17 protein-coding genes are annotated in these 17,358 nt (G+C 66.2%); 9 read left to right on the forward strand and 8 right to left on the reverse strand.

The features are described 5' to 3' along the window. Positions 1-2: 2 nt before the first annotated feature. Both CFB49_RS23165 and CFB49_RS23170 read right to left on the reverse strand, forming a co-directional pair. Positions 3-1,034 (reverse strand): TRAP transporter substrate-binding protein, encoded by a 1,032-nt coding sequence (locus CFB49_RS23165; RefSeq protein ID WP_089492418.1) that lies wholly within the window; start codon positions 1,032-1,034, stop codon positions 3-5. A 261-nt stretch (positions 1,035-1,295) separates the two neighbouring features. After that, entirely contained in the window at positions 1,296-2,222 is a 927-nt protein-coding gene (locus CFB49_RS23170; protein WP_089492419.1) for a LysR substrate-binding domain-containing protein, read from the reverse strand. 113 nt (positions 2,223-2,335) lie between these two features. Here CFB49_RS23170 and CFB49_RS23175 point away from each other — a divergent pair, with 113 nt between their 5' ends. After that, complete coding sequence (locus CFB49_RS23175; RefSeq protein ID WP_089492420.1) at positions 2,336-3,274, forward strand: 2-hydroxyacid dehydrogenase; 939 nt, start codon at positions 2,336-2,338, stop codon at positions 3,272-3,274. Positions 3,275-3,338: 64 nt separating this feature from the next. Further along, positions 3,339-4,703 (forward strand): MFS transporter, encoded by a 1,365-nt coding sequence (locus CFB49_RS23180; protein ID WP_069617948.1) that lies wholly within the window; start codon positions 3,339-3,341, stop codon positions 4,701-4,703. Between the two features lie 27 nt (positions 4,704-4,730). On the opposite strand, the gene CFB49_RS23185 is transcribed toward CFB49_RS23180, so the two are convergent. After that, the gene (locus tag CFB49_RS23185) at positions 4,731-5,699 is read right to left on the reverse strand and encodes a LysR family transcriptional regulator (RefSeq protein ID WP_089492421.1); all 969 of its coding nucleotides are present in this window, start codon (positions 5,697-5,699) and stop codon (positions 4,731-4,733) included. Between the two features lie 362 nt (positions 5,700-6,061). Between CFB49_RS23185 and CFB49_RS23190 the strand changes: the two genes are divergently transcribed. The 4 genes from CFB49_RS23190 to CFB49_RS23205 all read left to right on the forward strand — a co-directional run bounded on the left by CFB49_RS23190 (position 6,062) and on the right by CFB49_RS23205 (position 10,337). Beyond that, the gene (locus CFB49_RS23190; RefSeq protein ID WP_089436629.1) at positions 6,062-7,234 is read left to right on the forward strand and encodes an HPP family protein; all 1,173 of its coding nucleotides are present in this window, start codon (positions 6,062-6,064) and stop codon (positions 7,232-7,234) included. A gap of 123 nt (positions 7,235-7,357) precedes the next feature. Then, a complete protein-coding gene (locus CFB49_RS23195) occupies positions 7,358-7,771 on the forward strand; it encodes a MarR family winged helix-turn-helix transcriptional regulator (protein WP_069618045.1) in 414 nt (137 codons plus the stop codon). Positions 7,772-7,785: 14 nt separating this feature from the next. Then, a complete protein-coding gene (locus tag CFB49_RS23200; RefSeq protein WP_089492422.1) occupies positions 7,786-9,573 on the forward strand; it encodes a chloride channel protein in 1,788 nt (595 codons plus the stop codon). Between the two features lie 431 nt (positions 9,574-10,004). After that, a complete protein-coding gene (locus tag CFB49_RS23205) occupies positions 10,005-10,337 on the forward strand; it encodes a hypothetical protein (protein WP_006482964.1) in 333 nt (110 codons plus the stop codon). Between the two features lie 96 nt (positions 10,338-10,433). On the opposite strand, the gene ppnP is transcribed toward CFB49_RS23205, so the two are convergent. Next, complete coding sequence (ppnP, locus tag CFB49_RS23210; RefSeq protein ID WP_069617951.1) at positions 10,434-10,754, reverse strand: pyrimidine/purine nucleoside phosphorylase; 321 nt, start codon at positions 10,752-10,754, stop codon at positions 10,434-10,436. 173 nt (positions 10,755-10,927) lie between these two features. Beyond that, positions 10,928-11,830 carry a LysR substrate-binding domain-containing protein gene (locus CFB49_RS23215; RefSeq protein ID WP_050012778.1) on the reverse strand — a complete coding sequence of 301 codons (903 nt, stop codon included), beginning with the start codon at positions 11,828-11,830 and terminating at the stop codon, positions 10,928-10,930. A gap of 182 nt (positions 11,831-12,012) precedes the next feature. Between CFB49_RS23215 and CFB49_RS23220 the strand changes: the two genes are divergently transcribed. The 3 genes from CFB49_RS23220 (at position 12,013) to CFB49_RS23230 (ending at position 15,349) form a co-directional block, all read left to right on the forward strand. Continuing rightward, entirely contained in the window at positions 12,013-13,197 is a 1,185-nt protein-coding gene (locus tag CFB49_RS23220) for a M20 aminoacylase family protein (RefSeq protein WP_089492423.1), read from the forward strand. Between the two features lie 43 nt (positions 13,198-13,240). Then, positions 13,241-14,566 (forward strand): MFS transporter, encoded by a 1,326-nt coding sequence (locus CFB49_RS23225; RefSeq protein WP_089492424.1) that lies wholly within the window; start codon positions 13,241-13,243, stop codon positions 14,564-14,566. Between the two features lie 240 nt (positions 14,567-14,806). Then, positions 14,807-15,349 (forward strand): cysteine hydrolase family protein, encoded by a 543-nt coding sequence (locus tag CFB49_RS23230; RefSeq protein WP_089492425.1) that lies wholly within the window; start codon positions 14,807-14,809, stop codon positions 15,347-15,349. 51 nt (positions 15,350-15,400) lie between these two features. On the opposite strand, the gene CFB49_RS23235 is transcribed toward CFB49_RS23230, so the two are convergent. From CFB49_RS23235 to CFB49_RS23245, 3 genes are read right to left on the reverse strand one after another with little or no spacing between them, the layout of a single operon-like run. After that, positions 15,401-15,901: an AAA family ATPase gene (locus tag CFB49_RS23235; protein ID WP_089436634.1), complete on the reverse strand. Its 501-nt coding sequence runs from the start codon at positions 15,899-15,901 to the stop codon at positions 15,401-15,403. 18 nt (positions 15,902-15,919) lie between these two features. Further along, positions 15,920-16,378 carry an NUDIX hydrolase gene (locus CFB49_RS23240; protein WP_179234938.1) on the reverse strand — a complete coding sequence of 153 codons (459 nt, stop codon included), beginning with the start codon at positions 16,376-16,378 and terminating at the stop codon, positions 15,920-15,922. 42 nt (positions 16,379-16,420) lie between these two features. Continuing rightward, a complete protein-coding gene (locus tag CFB49_RS23245) occupies positions 16,421-17,350 on the reverse strand; it encodes an aminoglycoside phosphotransferase family protein (protein ID WP_089492426.1) in 930 nt (309 codons plus the stop codon). Positions 17,351-17,358: the final 8 nt, after the last annotated feature.

Genomic DNA, 17,358 nt, shown 5'->3' on the forward strand with positions numbered 1-17,358 from the left:
GCTCAACCCCGCGCGGCGGCGATCGCCGGAAAGAGCGGCGCGGTGGCCGGATACTGCTTCGCGAACGCCACATACAGGCGGTCGTGCATCGTCTGCCGCAGCGCCGCGCGCTCGCCATCGGCCAGCGGGTGAAACGACATGCCGCGCTGCTTCAGCGCCTGCTCCGCCTGCGCGGCCTTCTGCGCGGCAATCGCGCGCTGCTGCACGGTTGCGTCGGCCACCGCGCGGTCGAAAGCCGGCCGCAGATTGGCCGGAATCCGGTCGAGCGCACGCCGCCCCATCACGACGGTCATCGCCGCGAACACGTGTTGCGATTGCCAGCACGACTTCACGATCTCGTCGAAGCGACTCGCGAGCACCGTGGCGGGATCGTGTTCGAGACCGTCGACGACGCCCGTCTGCACGGCCATGTACAGCTCGCCGAACGGGATCGGCGTCGGCACCGCGCCCATCGCCTTGAAGGTATCCATGAACGCGGGCGTCGGCAGCACGCGCAGCTTCGTCCCCTTCAGCCCGGGCAGCGCCGTCACCGGCTGCTTCGTAAACACGCAGCGCCCGCCGAAATGCGAGCCCCAGGTCAGCACCGAGCATCCCGCGCGCTTTTGCAGCAGCGCGTTCAGGCTCGTGCCGACCGGGCCGTCGAGCGCCTTCGCGACATGCGCGTAGCTGTCGAACAGGTAGCCGAGATCGAGCATCCCGAGCTCCGGTGCGATCGTGGCCCAGATCGACGAACCCGCGATCATCATGTCGATCGCGCCGATCTTGACCTGCTGCACGACATCGCTTTCCTTGCCGAGCTGGCTGTTCGGAAAGTAGTCGACCCGAATCGCATCGCCCACGCTCGCCTTCAGGTTCGCGGCGAGACGCTGGTACCACACGTAGTGCGCGGCGTTCTGGTCGGCCGGCATCGACGACGAGCAGCGCAGCGTGACGACCGGCTGCTGCGCGCGCACGGCTTCCGGCAAGCCGCCAGCGGTCGCGAGCGTAGCGGCGGACAGCGTCTGCAGAAAGCGCCGCCGGGTATAGGTACTCATGAGCCGTCTCCTTTGCGAGTGCGCCTCGCGACGCAACTGTATCGATTTAGTGTATCGATACAGTAATGCGACGACCGATGAGAGAAAAATGAGGGTTTCCCCTGTCCAGGATGAAATGACGAGGAGTACGTGGATTTGTTTCTTGCCAAATCCGGATGAAAAATCACTGTTTCTCACGTGTTTCAGCCGTCGGCGAGACGACCGACACCGACGGGCCGAATCATCAGACGACAGACTTTTCGGCGCGCAAGGACGCTCCGCTCATGCAGGCAAGCGCCGCTCAACGCCCGCGTCGTCCGGGTTGCCGGTCAGAAACCGCTCGACCATCGCGTTGAACACCGGCAGCGCCGGATTGTCGTTGTCCGCGCGCCATGCGAGATACAACTCGGCCGCCACGTTCGCACCCGCCAGCGGCCGGAACACCACGCCGTCCACATGAAGCTCGCGCGCCGACGCGGGCACCAGCGCCGCGCCGAGCCCCGCGCGCACGAGGCCGAGGATCGTATGCGTCTGGCCGACGTAGTGCAGGTAGTTCGGCAGACGCCCGGCGCCTGCGAACATCCCGGAGATCATGTCGTGGAAATACTTGCCCTCATTCGGCGAATACGCGATGAACGGCTGCCGGTCGAGCTCGTCGGGGCCGATCTGCGCGTAGGCCGCGAGCGGCGCGCCTTCCGCGACCGCGACGAGCATCGGTTCGCGCTGCACGAGCCGGTATTCGAGCGGCTGGCGCGCGGCGCGCTGGCGGACGAAACCCGCGTCGAGCATCCGCGACGCGAGCGCGTCGATCTGCACGGTCGACACCATTTCGCGCAGTTCGACGTCGACGTCCGGCAACGCATGCGCGGCATGCGCGAGCAGCACCGGGATCATCCGGTACGCACTGACGGCCGTGAAACCGAGCGTGATGCGCCCGGCCCCGCCGTGCGCGACGCGCTGCGCGGCCTGCTCGGCACGCGCGGAGAATTCGAGGATGTGCCGCGCGTCGCGCAGGAAGCGTTCGCCGGCCGCGGTCAGGCTGACCTGCCGGCTGTTGCGCTCGAGCAGCGCGATGCCGAGCGCATGCTCGAGCAACTGGATTTGCCGGCTGAGCGGCGGCTGGGTCATGAAGAGCCGCCTGGCCGCTCGGCCGAAATGCAGTTCCTCGGCAACCGCGACGAAGCAGCGAAGCTGGTGCAGTTCAATCATTCAAATCTTGAATCAATCGATAGTCTTTTGATGTTAGACCGATATCGATGCGATTTCTATACTCGGTTCCTCCGGATGCGCGGCCCACGTCGCGCACGACGACCGAGACCCTCATGACCATCGATATCCTGCTGACGCAGCCGCTCCCCGACACCATCGACGCCGAACTGTCCGCCCGTTACACCGTGCATCGACTGTATGCGGCCGAGGAGCCGGACGCGCTGCTCGATCGCGTGGCGCCGCGCATTCGCGGCGTCGTGACCGGCGGCGCGAACGGCCTGTCCGCCGCGCTGATGGACCGGCTCGCCGCGCTCGAGATCATCGCGATCAGCGGCATCGGCACCGACGCGGTCGATCTCGACCGCGCGCGGGCGCGCGGCATCCACGTGACGACCACCCCCGACGTGCTGACCGACGACGTCGCCGACATGGCGTTGGGGCTGATCCTGATGACGCTGCGCGACCTCGGCGCCGGCGAGCGGATCGTGCGCGCCGGCCGCTGGGGCAAGACGGCCCAGCCGCTCGCGACGCAGGTCACGGGCAAGCGGCTCGGCATCGTCGGACTCGGCCGCGTCGGGCGCGCGATCGCGCGGCGCGCGCAGGCGTTCCGGATGCCCGTCAGTTACTTCGGCCCGCGCGAGCATCGCGACAGCGGCTATCGCTTCGTGCCCGACCTCGCCGCGCTCGCGCGCGACAGCGACGTGCTCATGATCGCGGCGTCGGCCGATCACGGCAATGTGCTGGTGACGGCCGACGTGCTCGCCGCGCTCGGCCCGAAAGGATTCCTGATCAATGTCGCGCGCGGCAAGCTGATCGACGAAGCCGCGCTCGTGCGCGCGCTGTCCGACGGCACGATCGCCGGCGCCGGGCTCGACGTGTTCGCGAACGAACCGCATGTGCCGGCCGCGCTGCTCGAACTCGATCGCGTCGTCGTGCAGCCGCACCGCGCGAGCGCCACGCATGAGACGCGGGAGCAAATGGGGCGCATCGTGCTCGCGAACCTCGCCGCGTGCTTCGCGGGCCAGCGCCCGCCGACCAGCGTCACGCGCTGAGCGTGGCGCCAGTCTTCCGTTACAACACCGGATGCCTCCGCACGACGGGGGCCAGGAGACACGCATGTCCAATCGATCCAGCGGCGCTGCGCTCGCCGCATCGCCCGCCGCGTCGCGCACGATCGGCCGCGTCCGTTATGCGGTCCTCGCGCTGATTTTCGCGGTCACCGTCATCAATTATGCGGACCGCGCGACGATGTCGATCGCCGGCACCGGCGTCGCGCACGACCTCGGACTCACGCCCGTCCAACTCGGCATCGTCTTTTCGGCGTTCGCGTGGGCCTATGCGATCGGCCAGGTTCCGGGCGGCTGGCTGCTCGATCGCTTCGGCGCGCGGCGCGTGTACGGTCTGAGCCTGCTGCTGTGGTCGATATTCACGATGTTGCAAGGCACGGTCGGCGGGTTCGCCGTGCACGGCGCGGCCGCGACGCTCGCGCTGTTCGTGATGCGCTTCATGCTCGGTCTCGTCGAGTCGCCGGCGTTTCCGGCCAATTCGCGGATCGTCGCCTGCTGGTTCCCGACGGCCGAACGCGGCACCGCATCCGCGCTGTTCAATTCCGCGCAATACATGGCCGTCGTGCTGTTCACGCCGGCGATGGCGTGGCTCACGCATGCGCTCGGCTGGGAACACGTATTCCTGTGGATGGGGCTGCTCGGCATCGCGCTCGCCGCGCTGTGGTTCGCGTGGTATCGCGAGCCGCATGGCCACCCGCGCATGACCGACGCGGAGCGCGACTACCTGCGCGCCCACGGCGCACTCGTCGATCTTGAAGCGAACCGCATGCGCGAACGGCCGCGCGCGTCGTGGCGCGACGTGTCGCAACTGTTCCGCCACCGGAACCTGTGGGCGATCTACATCGGCCAGTACTGCATCACGGCCCTCACCTACTTCTTCATCACGTGGTTCCCGATCTATCTGATCAAGGGGCGCGGGATGACCATCATGGAAGCCGGCTGGGTCGCCGCGCTGCCGGCGATCTGCGGCTTCACGGGCGGCGTGCTCGGCGGCCTGCTGTCGGACTGGCTGATCCGGCGCGGCATGCATCCGTCACGGGCGCGCAAGACGCCGTTCGTCGCGGGGATGGCGATGGCGACGCTGCTCGTGCTCGCGAACGGCGCATCGTCGAACGCGGTCGTGATCGCGCTGATGACGATCGCGTTCTTCGGCAAGGGACTCGCGGCGGTCGGCTGGGCCGTGCTCGCCGACACGGCGCCGGAAGGCATGGTCGGGCTGAGCGGCGGCGTCTTCAACGGTCTCGGCAATATCGCCGGGATCGTCACGCCGCTCGTGATCGGCTACTTCGTCGCCAGCACGGGTTCGTTCGCCGGCGCGTTATGGTTCGTCGCCGCGCACGGGCTCATCGGCATTGCCGCGTACACGTGGCTCGCGGGCCGCTTCGAGCGGATCCGCATCGCGCCGGCCGCATGAACGCCGCGGCCGTGCGCCGGCGCACCGTTACGCGCGCTGGCGGCCGGCTGGCGCGTGCTCGGTCGTCAGCCGGTCGAGTTCGCGCAGATCGTTCTCCAGCGCGGGCGTGAGCGTCGTGCGCAGGTGATCGAGGAAGGTGCGGATCTTCGCATCGAGATAACGGCGCGTCGCGTAGACGGCATAGACGCTCACCGTCTGCAGCCGGTATTCGGGCAGCACGCGGATCAGCCGCCCTTCGCGGATATCGTCCAGCACCGTATACAGCGCCACGCACGCGATCCCGCGTCCGGCACGCACCGCGACGCACAGCGCATCCGGCACGTTGACCTGGAACGGCGCCGGCTGCAGCGCGTAGACGGTCTCCTCGCCATCGCTGCGTTCGAGCCGCCATTCACCGGCCGGCGACGCGGGCGTGTCGAGGCGCAGACACACGTGGTTCGGCAGCTCCTCCGGCGTCTGCGGCGTGCCGTGTCGCGCCAGGTATTCGCGCGACGCGACCAGCACGCTGCAACTCGTGCCGCAGGTCTGCGCGACATAGCCGGAATCGGGCAACTGCGACGCGGTCACGATCGACACGTCATAGCCCTCTTCGACCAGATTCGGCATCCGCTGCGCGAGCGTCAGCTCGACCGACACGTCGGGGTTGTCCGCCTGGTAGCGCACGATCGACGACACGACATGACTCTGCCCGAGCCCCGTCATCGCATGGATGCGCATCTTGCCGCTCGGCCGCAGCAGCGCGTTGCGCGCCTCCGCATTCGCGTAGTCGAGTTCCGCGAGGATCGATTTCGCGCGCTCGAAATAGCGCTCGCCGCTTTCGGTCAGGCCGAGGTGGCGGGTCGTGCGATGCAGCAGGCGCGTCTGTACGTGGGCTTCGAGGTTCGAGACCGCGCGCGATACCTGCGCGGTGGTCGCGTCGATTTCCTTCGCGACCGCAGTAAAACTGCCGGCTTCGACAACGCGCACGAACAGGCGCATGTTTTCGAGCATGTCCATTGAATTGGCTTGGGAAGAGTCAGTGGGGAGGCGTCGGCGGTGCTCGCGTCAGAGGGGCAACGGAACGCGGCCGCGAACCACGTCGAATCGATCACCGTGCCGGGGAGGAGGCGGGAGAGCGGGCATCGAGGTCGGGGGTTCTGGCATGACGGGGGAATTGACTGCGCCGAATTGTACGCCGCTGCAGACAAATTTGCGCGGCTATGCGCGCGCAAGCTCTCATTCGATGAAAGGATTTTGCAAGTCGCGTGCGTCGTGCGCGTACACCGGCGTGATGCGGCGCGGCAATTTGTATCACAACACGATATAATTCAACGCTTGTCGCCGCCGCCAGGCGCCGTCCTTTTTACCGCTCATCACCCATGTCGCCAGGCTCCTCCCCGTCGCGCCGCACGCTGCGGCAATGGCTGCACAGCTTCATTCCCCATCCGATGACACTCGGCTGGCGCGAGCGCCTGCGCGCGTGCACCGGCGCGCTCGTGGGGATTGCGACGGTCGGCGTCGCGATGCGGCTGCTGCCCGGCGTGCCGGGCCTCGTGCCGCTGCTCGTCGCGCCGATGGGTGCGTCGGCCGTGCTGCTGTTCGCGGTGCCGGCGAGCCCGCTCGCGCAGCCCTGGTCGATCGTCGGCGGCAACCTCGTCGCGGCGACCGTCGGCGTCGCGTGCGCGCAATGGATCGCCGATCCGATCACGGCCGCCGCGGTCGCGATCGCCTGTGCGATCGGCGGCATGTTCGCACTGCGCTGCGTGCACCCGCCGTCGGGCGCCGTCGCGCTCACCGCCGTGGTCGGCGGCCCGGCGATTCATTCGCTCGGCTTCGGTTTCGTGCTGCAGCCGATCGCGCTGCAATCGGCGATCCTGCTGTCGGCCGCGCTCCTCTACCACGCGCTGACCGGGCACCGCTACCCGCACGGCGGCGTGCGTCCCGAAGCGAAACCGCAGGCGGGTGCCGCACTCGCGCGCGGCGACTTCACGCGCGGCGACCTCGATGCGGTACTGAAGCGCCGCAGCGAATGGCTCGACGTCGATCCGGACGATCTCGAAACGCTGCTGCGCGAAACCGAAATGCAGGCTTATACGCGCACGTTCGGCCAGTTGAAGTGCGCCGACCTGATGACGAAGCATGCGATCGAGGTCGCGCCGTCCACGTCGGTCACGGCCGCGCTCACGCTGCTCGACCGCCACCGCGTGAAGGCGCTGCCCGTGGTGGACGGCGAAGGCCGCCTGGCCGGCATCGTCACGCGCGCCGACCTCACGCGCCAGTCGCGCCATCCGGCCCCGCTGTGGCAGCGCCTGTGCGCGCGGCTGCCGCAATCGTTCGGCGGCCAGCCCGCGAGCGTCGCGTCCGTGATGACGCGCGACGTCGCGTCGGTGCAGGAAACGATGCCGATCACGGCGCTCGTGCCGCTGTTCACGCATTCGGGCCACCACCATATTCCGGTCGTCGATGCATCACGCCGGCTCGTCGGCATCATTACGCAGACGGATCTCGTCACGGGCCTTTATCAGCGGACCCAAATGCTCGAAGCCGCGTAGCGCGCATCACGCCATGTAGCCGCCGGCTGAACGCAGAATGCAGTCATTCCGCCATATTCCGGCCATTTATATCATGTTGTGATATATTAATCGCCACCGTAACCGACTGCCCGAATGACTTCGATGACCGATACCCGACGCGCACTGACGAAAAGCGATTTCCAGCAACTGTCCGAGTTCCGCTACCAGATGCGCCGCTTCGAGCGCTTTTCCGAACGCGCCGCGCAAAGCGAAGGCGTGACGCCGCTGCAATACCTGCTGCTGCTGCACATCAAGGGCTATCCGCATCGCGAATGGGCGACCATCGGCGAACTCGCGGAGCGCCTGCAGGCGCAGCACCACGGCGTCGTGGCGCTGGTGACGCGCTGCGAAGCGCTCGGGCTCGTGAAGCGCAAGCCGAGCGAAGCCGACCGCCGCCAGGTCGAAGTCCACCTCGAGCCGGCCGGCGAAACGCTGCTTGCCCGTCTCGCGGCCATGCATCGTGCCGAACTGAAGTCGCTCAAGGGCACGTTCCAGGTTCCCCAGATCGATTACTGACCCTCGCCACTCCGATGAACGCACCACACAAACGCGATTTCTCGACCAACGAACGCCTGCCCAGGATCGCATTGCTTGCCGCCGTGATCGGCCTGCTCGGCACGCTCGCCGCGTGCGTGCTGCTGAGCCTGATCCGCCTGTTCACGAACCTGTTCTTCTTCCAGCAACTGTCGTTCGCCGACCATTCGCCCGCGAACAACACGCTCGGCACATGGGTGATCGTGGTCCCGGTGATCGGCGGGCTGATCGTCGGGTTGATGGCGCGTTTCGGTTCGGAGAAGATCCGCGGCCACGGCATTCCGGAAGCGATCGAGGCGATCCTGTTCGGCAAGAGCCGGATGTCGCCGAAGGTCGCGATCCTCAAGCCGTTGTCGTCCGGCGTCGTGATCGGCAGCGGCGGCCCGTTCGGCGCCGAAGGCCCGATCATCATGACGGGCGGCGCGCTCGGCTCGCTGATCGCGCAATGCGTGCACGTGACCGCCGCCGAGCGCAAGACGCTGCTCGTCGCCGGTGCGGCGGCCGGCATGACGGCCGTGTTCGGCACGCCGGTGGCCGCCGTGCTGCTCGCGGTCGAACTGCTGCTGTTCGAATGGCGTCCGCGCAGTTTCCTGCCGGTCGCGCTCGCATGCGCGGTGGCGGGCTTCGCACGCGCGATGTTCTTCGGCGTCGATCCGCTGTTTCCGCTGACGACGGCCGCGCCGACCTCCGCCGCGCTGCTGTCGTGCCTCGTCGCGGGCCTGCTGTCGGGCATGCTCGCGTGCGGCCTGTCGGCGGCGCTCTACCGCGTCGAAGACGCATTCGCGAAGCTGCCCGTGCACTGGATGTGGTGGCCGGCGCTCGGCGCGATCGTGATCGGCGTCGGCGGCTGGCTCGAACCGCGCGCGCTCGGCGTCGGCTACGATGTGATCGGCGACCTGCTGCACCAGCACATCGCGCTGAAGATCGCGCTCGCGCTGCTGATCGTGAAGGCCGTGATGTGGGTGATCGCGCTCGGCTCGGGCACCTCGGGCGGTGTGCTCGCCCCGCTGCTGATGCTCGGCGCCGGCCTCGGCACCGTGCTGTCGCCGGTGTTGCCGGGCGGCGATCCGGCGCTGTGGCCGCTCGTGTGCATGGCCGCGACGCTCGGCGCGACGCTCGGCGCCCCGCTCACCGCGATCGTGTTCGCGTTCGGCCTCACGCACGACGCCAATGCGCTGCTGCCGCTGCTTGCGGCGACGCTCGTCGCGCACGGGTTCGCGACCATCGTGATGAAGCGCTCGATCATGACGGAAAAGATCGCCCGCCGCGGTTACCACATCTATCGCGAATACGGCGTCGATCCGCTCGAACGGCATGACGTCGGCGAAGTGATGACGTCGGCCGATCGGCTCGTCGCGATCGACGGCGCAGCGACGCTCGATACCGTCGAAGCGCAATACTTCGGCGCGAAGCAGACGCACCGCGCGTATCCGGTCGTCCAGCACGGCCGCCTGCTCGGCCTCGTCGATCGCGCGACGCTCGACGCGCAGCGGGCACAGGCCGGTGCCGACACGCCGATCTCGGATGTGTTCACCAACCGCGCACCGGCCGTCGCGCTGGCGCACGAAACGTGCCGCGTCGTCGCGTCGCGCCTCGCGATGCTCGGCCTCGAACGCCTGCCGGTGGTCGCCGACGAGCAATCGCTGCGCATCACGGGCATCGTGTCTCGCAGCGACCTGATCAAGCCGGCGCTCCAGCACGTCGACGACGAACAGAAGCGCGAGCGCTTCCGTCCGGTCGTCCCGGTCAACCTGCGCGACGTCGGCACGCGCAAGGCCGGCTGACACAGCCCGCCTGCGCGGCGTTCGCCCCGCCCGCGCATCGCGTCCCCGCTGCCTTCCTCGGTTTAAAGTTGGTTAACAGTTCGCTGGACGAAAGTTTGTCATCATGGTGCTCATGCGACGGGGCCATCCATCAGCCATTCCACTTCGTCATCAGATAAAGAGTCGCGGCGCGGGATGCACGGACATCCCGCCCGCCGCGGCCGTCACCTCACCACACCACGATCGGACAGCGCGCGGACCGCGCCATGCATGACGTCGAGCACGACGCATGCCGCGCCGCAGCAACATGCGCAGCATCCGGGCCGCCATTTGGCAAGCGCGTTAACAACTTGTTTCGGAATGGTCGGAACCGTGCTTGCAGGATGGAATCTCACTTGCACGCAGCATTGCTGCGCATCCCACTCAATCAATCACGACTCGAGGGAGATAACGTGAACGTGAAATACTTACCGCTCATCGCATTGACCGTGGCAATTTCTGCTCATGCTGCCGAACCTGCCGTGCAGAACGTGGGACAAAGCCAGAAAGACGCGCCGGACGTGTCGGCGTGCATCGCCAAGACCTGGGCCGACAAGTCGCAACAACAGGTGATCTCGCAGAACGTGCTGGCCAACGGCCTCGCGACCGACGTGTACGCACCGGGCCAGCAGCCGCCGAACGGCGCCGCCGCGATGGTTCGTCCGTCGTGGAAGCCGGGTGCGAAAACGTGGGTCGGCGTGCGCGGCGACGCAGCGTCCGCCGGCGACATCAACGCCTGCCTGTAACGCAGTAACGAGAACAGGCGCTTCGGATGGCCTCGCGCCATCCGCTTGCGACCAGCCCCGCTTCGGCGGGGCTTTTTCTTTGCCGCGGGAAGCGCGTTACAGATAGCTGCAGACGTAATCGAGCGTCTCGAGCACTTCGATGTCGAAGCGGCTCTTGCCCGGCACCGAGAACGATTCGCCGGCGCCATAGGCCTGCCATTCGCTGCTGCCGTCGAGCTTCACGCGGCACTTGCCGGCCTGCACTTCCATCAATTCGGGCGCATCCGTGCCGAAGTTGAGCGCGCACGGCAGGATCACGCCGAGCGTCTTGCGCGTGCCGTCCGGGAAGAGCACGGTATGCGACACGCACTTGCCGTCGAAATAGACGTTCGCGCGCTTGACGACCGATACGTTGTCGAATTGGGTTGCACTGGTCATGGGATGCCTCTGATTGCTGGATGCCGGATGGCGGTGTGGTTGGAGGCCGGCCGGAGCGGCGGGCCGGCCGCTATGATACCGGCTCGCGCAAGATGCGCTCGAATGGCGCGCGGCCGGCGCATGCCTGCCCCATGATCGTCAGGATCACTACGTGATCCTTGCGGGGCGCGCGCTCACCTTAATCCCTTGCGCCGCGCGGAATCGCGCAGGCAATCGAGCAGCATCGCCGCGGCCGGCGTCAGCGGGCTGTCGCGGCGCGTGACGACCTGCACCGATACGCCCGGCAAGCGCTCGCGGATCGGCAGCACCGCCAGCTGATCGCGCGCCCACTCGCCTTGCAGCAATTGCTCGGGCATCGACGCGATCAGGTCGCAACCGGTCATCAGGCTGTGCGCGAGACCGAAGCTCGGGCACTCGACGACACGCGCCGGCACCGGCAGCCCGTACGCGACGAACGAGTTGAACAACACCTGCGTGGAGCTTTCCGGCGACGGATTCATCAGCCAGTCGGCCTCGACGAGATCGGCAAGCGACGTGGCCGACGCGAGCGGATGCCCTTTGCGCGCGACGATCAGCGAGCGGCTCGCATAGAGTTCCGCGTGATCGAACTCGGCCGCCAGCAGCTCCGGCACGACGACGGCCACCGCGAAATCGAGCGAACCGTCGTGCAGGCGCGGCAGCGCAACGCCCGGAAACCCTTCGACCAGATTGACGCGCGCCACCGGAAAGCGGCGCCGGAACGCACGGAATGCGTCGGGCAGGATCGTCACCGCCGCCGCCGGCGTGATCGCCGCCGCGACGGAACCCGTCATCGCGCCCTGTGCCTGCTCGATGTCGTCGCGGGCGCGCTGCATTTCGGCGACGATCAGCCGCGCGCGCACCTGCAGTTGCTGGCCGAACGCGGTGAGCTGCACGCCGCGCGCGGTGCGCACGACGAGCGATACGCCGAGCGCGATCTCCAGTTCCTTGACCGCCTTCGTCAGCGCGGCCGGCGATACGTTCAGCCGCCGCGCGGCCGCGCGAATGCTCCCTTCCTCCGCGGCGGTGACGAACGCTTTCAGCTGATGGTATTTCATGGCGGCAATGCGTGATCCGTGGAAACCCCGTGCGCCGTGCCGCGCAATGGTTCAGGGTATTCCCGAGCGGCAACCGACGGTGTGCACCAAAGCAATTTAGCAGCTTCTGGTACGCAAAAGAAATTTATATGCTTGGTCGTCATATGCGCGTCAAACGACCCACCCGCCCCACTGGAGAGACCATGCTGCAAGCCGTGAACCCCGTCATCCCCGGCATCGCCGCGATCGCCCCCGAACTCGTCGAGGTGCGCCGCCGCATCCACGCCCATCCCGAACTCGCATTCGAAGAAACGCGCACGAGCGATCTCGTCGCCGAACTGCTCACCGGCTGGGGCTACGACGTGCATCGCGGCATCGGCAAGACGGGCGTAGTCGGCGTGCTGCGCGAAAGGCAAGGCGCGCGCACGGTCGGGCTGCGCGCCGACATGGACGCGCTGCCGCTCACGGAAACCACGGGCCTGCCGTACGCAAGCCGCCATGCGAACAAGATGCATGCATGCGGCCATGACGGCCACACCGCGATGCTGCTGTGCGCGGCGCGCCACCTCGCGGCCACGCGCCGGTTCTCCGGCACGCTGAACCTGATCTTCCAGCCCGCCGAGGAAAACTTCGGCGGCGCGAAGGCGATGATGGACGACGGCCTGTTCGACCGTTTCCCGTGCGACGCGATCTTCGCGATCCACAACATGCCGGGCCGCGCGGCCGGCGACATGGCGTTCCGCACCGGCGCCGCGATGGCGTCGGCCGACCGCGTGACGATCACGCTGCGCGGCGTCGGCGGTCACGGCGCGATGCCGCATTTCGCGCGCGATCCGATGTCGGCCGCGGGCAGCATCATGGTCGCGCTGCAGACGATCGTCGCACGCGAGGTCGATGCACAGCATGCGGCGGTGATCACCGTCGGCAGCGTGCAGGCCGGCGAGACCTTCAACATCATTCCCGAAACCGTCGTGATGAAACTGTCGGTTCGCGCGCTGAACGCCGACGTGCGCGCGCTGCTCGCGCGCCGCATCGAAGCACTCGCGAAGGGCCAGGCGGAGAGCTTCGGCGTCACCGCGGAAGTCGACTACGACTACGGCTATCCGGTGCTCGTCAATCACGCGGAGCCGACCGCGTTCGCGGCCGACGTCGCTCGCCAGATGCTCGGCGCGGAACGCGTTGAAACCGAAGCCGCGCCGCTGATGGGCAGCGAGGATTTCGCGTTCATGCTCGAGGCGCGCCCCGGTTGCTACGCATTCATCGGCAACGGAATCGGGAGCAAGGGCGGCTGCATGGTGCACAACCCGGGCTACGACTTCAACGACGACATCCTCGCGATCGGCGCGAGCTACTGGGTCCGCGTCGCCGAAGCCTGGCTCGCGGCCTGACTGCCCTTCACCACGCAGCTTCGTGCTTACCCGGGGGAACCCCATGGAAACGTCCGCCCTTCCGTTCGCCGGCACGCCGGCCGATTCCCGCGCCGCCGCGAAGAAACGCCGTCTGATCGCGGCCGCCGCCGTCGGCAATGCGCTCGAGTTCTACGACTTCACGGTCTACAGCTTCTTCGCGATCCTGATCGGCAAGCTGTTCTTTCCCGTCCATTCGTCGTTCGGACAACTGATGCTCGCGGTCGCGAGCTTCGGTGTCGGCTTCGTCACGCGTCCGCTCGGCGGGCTCGTGATCGGCATGTATGCGGATCGCGCCGGCCGCAAGAAGGCGATGATCCTCACGCTGCTGCTGATGGCGCTCGGCACCGCGATGATCGCGGTCGCACCGACCTTCGCGCAGATCGGCATCGCCGCGCCGCTGCTGCTCGTGCTCGCACGGCTGCTGCAGGGGTTCGCGTCGGGCGGCGAAGTCGGCGCATCGACGACATTGCTGCTCGAACAGGCGCCGCAGCATCGCCGCGGTTTCTATGCGTCGTTCCAGTTCTCGAGCCAGGGGCTCGCCGCGCTCGCGGGCGCGCTCACCGGCGTTGCGCTGACGTCGACGCTGACCGCCGCGCAACTCGAAAGCTGGGGCTGGCGCGTGCCGTTCATCATCGGCACGCTGTTCGTTCCGCTCGGTTACTGGCTGCGCCGTACCGTCGAGGAAGTCCCGGCGGCGGCGCCCTCGCCCGCCGCCGCGCACGACGAGCCCGTTGCGTCGCTGCCGCTCGCCGACGTGCTGCGCCATCATGGCAAGGCCGTGTTCGCCGGGCTCGGCGTGACGATCGGCGGCACGTCGATCCACTACATCATCGTGTTCTACATGGCGATCTACGGCGTGCAGGTGCTGCACCTGCCGACGTGGCTGTCGATGACGGCCGGTTGCGTCGCCGGCGCGATCCTGATGCTCGTGACGCCGATCGGCGGCCACCTGTCCGACGTGTACGGGCGCAACCGGATCGTCTGGTGGACGCGCATCGTGCTGATGGCCGCGATCTACCCGGCGTTCATTGCACTGAACCGCTGGCCGGGCGCCGCGTCGCTGCTGTCGATCATCGCCGCGCTGTCGATCGTGCATGCGATCAACATCGGCGCGACCGGCGCGATGCTCGGCGAGTTGTTTCCGCGGGCGGTGCGGGCGACGGGCGGTGCGCTCGTGTACAGCGTCGGCGTCGCGATCTTCGGCGGCTTCGCGCAGTTCTTCGTCACGTGGCTGATCGCGGCAACCGGGAATCCGAATGCGCCCGCGTGGTATGCGATCGGTTGCGGCGTGCTGACGTTGCTTGCGATTCGTTGCATGGACGAGAGGGCAGGAAAGGCGCTGGACTGAGCGGTGGCGCGATGTGCGGCACGTGAAGCGCCATTGACGTCGCACGCGCGCATCGGGCATCATTGACCAATGCACAACGCCACGATCACCCTTTCGACGACCACGCGCACGACCGCCTTCGGCGGGCCCGTGCGGCGAGTGCGCGCAAGATCGTAGCATCACCGATTCCCACAGGCCCCGCCGGTTCCGGACGGGGTCTTTTCGTTTCTCCGTCTGCATCGGCCACTCAGGAGAAACGCAATGTCCGAAGCCTCTTCCCCGAAACGAGCGCTGCTCGTGATCGACATGCAGATCGGGTTGTTTCATGGCGACGATCGTCCGCATGACGGCGAACGCGTGCTGGCCAATATCAACCGGTTGATCGATCGCGCGCATGAAGCGGGTGCCCCCGTGTTCGCCGCGCGTCACACCGGCCCAGCCGGCTCGCCGATTGCGTCCGACGCGCCGCTGGCCGCGCTGCTGCCGGAGCTTGCGATCGATACCGCCCGCGACATCGTGTTCGACAAGACGCGGCCGAACTGCTTCGCGGGCACGCGGCTCGCCGAGTGGCTGCATGCGGCTGGTATCGGCGAGATCGTGATTGCGGGGATGAAGACGCAGTACTGCGTCGATACGACGTGTCGTGCGGCCGGCGATCTCGGATTTCGCGCGGTGCTCGTTGCGGATGCGCACACTTGTATGGATACGCTCGCGCTGCCCGCCGAGCGGATCGTCGCGCATCATAATGCGACGCTTGCCGGGCCGTTTGCGACGCTGACGACGACCGAAGCGTGCGTGCTCTGATGGACGGCGCCGATCGGACTGCCATGTGCCAGAGCGCGCGTTGCAATGGCGTCAGCAGAGACCTGCCATACGTATTGCTTCAATGCTCGATGATGTGTCGCGGACTGAAACGACCTTCGCCGAAAGCACTGCGTCCGCGGACAGAAAATCGCTGAGCCGCTTGTCGAAGCGCAATGAAAACCTGATCAGCTCGACGGTGTTCCGGAAAGTTTCCTTGGGCAACTTGCCCGTTACCGTCGAGCTAACGAAGCGCTTGATCAGGCGTATCGCTCTCACACCAAACGGGACCTCTACCCTCAAGATCAGCAAACAGTCTGCGAGCAGCGGATACATCCGCTTGTCGTACGCACCTTCGACGAGCCAGCGGCCTTGTTCGATGATCTTTTCGACGGCCTCGCCCATCGACTGCTCCGAGTTCTTCACATACTCTGTACCGCTCGTGTCCCAATACACGTCGTCGAATTCGTACGTGGCGATATCGAACTTGCGCGCTAGTTCCGCTGCGATCGTTGTTTTCCCAGCGCCCGACGGGCCTACGATACAAATCTTCATATTTCAGTCTCTGCTCAATCACGCACCCGACAGCTCGCGCATGAAGTGTTTCAGGACGGGCAAGAAGAAATCGTGCCCACCAATCAGCGCGAATTCTGCTCCGAAAAGAGGAAACCACTGGAAGCTGAATTCAATGGGTTCACCACCGGAACCTGGAACGCTTTCGAAATGCGTCCATTGCGCCTTCATTGCAATGGCATCGCTCACCGTGACATGCACGACATGCCGGTGCTGAATCTCACTTCTTCCGAATTTCTGCATCGAATAGAAGTAGTTGCCGAGAATACGCACAACCTGGGCATTGTCGATCCCGCTTTCCTCGCGAAGCTCGCGTAGCGCGGCGGCCACCGGCATTTCGTCCTGCGCGATCGTGCCGGCAATCACCTGCACCCCGGCTTCCGGAAACTTGGGTTGCGTGAAAACGAGTAGTCTATCCCGCCATGTAAGATAAACGAGTACCTTGTTTTTGATTTGCACGGTCACTGTTCCGACAAGAATCGCCCCAATCCCGACAACGCTTCAACTGACAGTCAATTGCAACTCGCGGACCACCTTGTACAGCGTCAGGATCGCCGTTGATCGAAATGCATTCGAGGTGTCGAGCGGTGCGTTCTTATCCGTCCAGGCGATGGCCGCCAAGCATTGCACGCCGACATAGTAGAGAAATTCCGCTCGTGGGACCGGCTCACCGTACGTCGCCTCCCAGCTCGCAAGAAAGGTGTTGCGCAGCACTTCGTCGGAGAAGTCCATATCCACCCAGACGATCTTCGCCAGGTCGTAGGCCGCGTCCCCAATGCGCGCGGCCTCGAAATCCAGGATTCCGGACACGTGATCGTCCGAGTCGACCAGGATATTTCTTCCGACGTAGTCGCAATGCAGCAACCGGAGGTCGGACGGCACACGCAGATCAGCGCCGAAATGACGAAGTCTATCCAACTGAACGCGGTATTCCGGGTAACCAGGAGCCATCCGGTTCAGGCTCGACAGCCACTTCGAAACCATCCCGTCGAGATGAACACACCATCCGGCAGGACGCTCCAGCCTCTCGTCACGCTGCTGCCAGAACGTCATACCCATCAGGCGCGATGGCGTGATTGTGCGATGAAGTTGCGCTAAAGCAGAACCTGCAGCCGCGGCGAGCCGCAGCTTCGTGTCCCGCTCCGCATTTTTCAAAACGTGATCGAGTCGCTTGCCTGAAATAGCGCTCAAAACGACTACCGCATATTCCCCCCAAGCGGTCTTCTCCAATATTCCGGGTGCGAAAGAACTCGCCTCGAGTGCTTCGAGGATTTCACAGTGCCGATCGAAAGCCGTTCTGTTCGTCGTGGCCTTGACGAATACCTTTCCGTGCAAGGTATGAGCCTCGGCGACGAATGTGTCATTCCGCTCGACTACCAGACGAAGGTTGTCGGCTCGGATGAGTTTCTCCAACGAAGACAAATTTTTCATAGGGCAAG

This window comes from Burkholderia sp. AU17457, from assembly GCF_002223255.1.
In the GTDB taxonomy this organism is placed as follows: Bacteria; Pseudomonadota; Gammaproteobacteria; order Burkholderiales; family Burkholderiaceae; genus Burkholderia; species Burkholderia sola.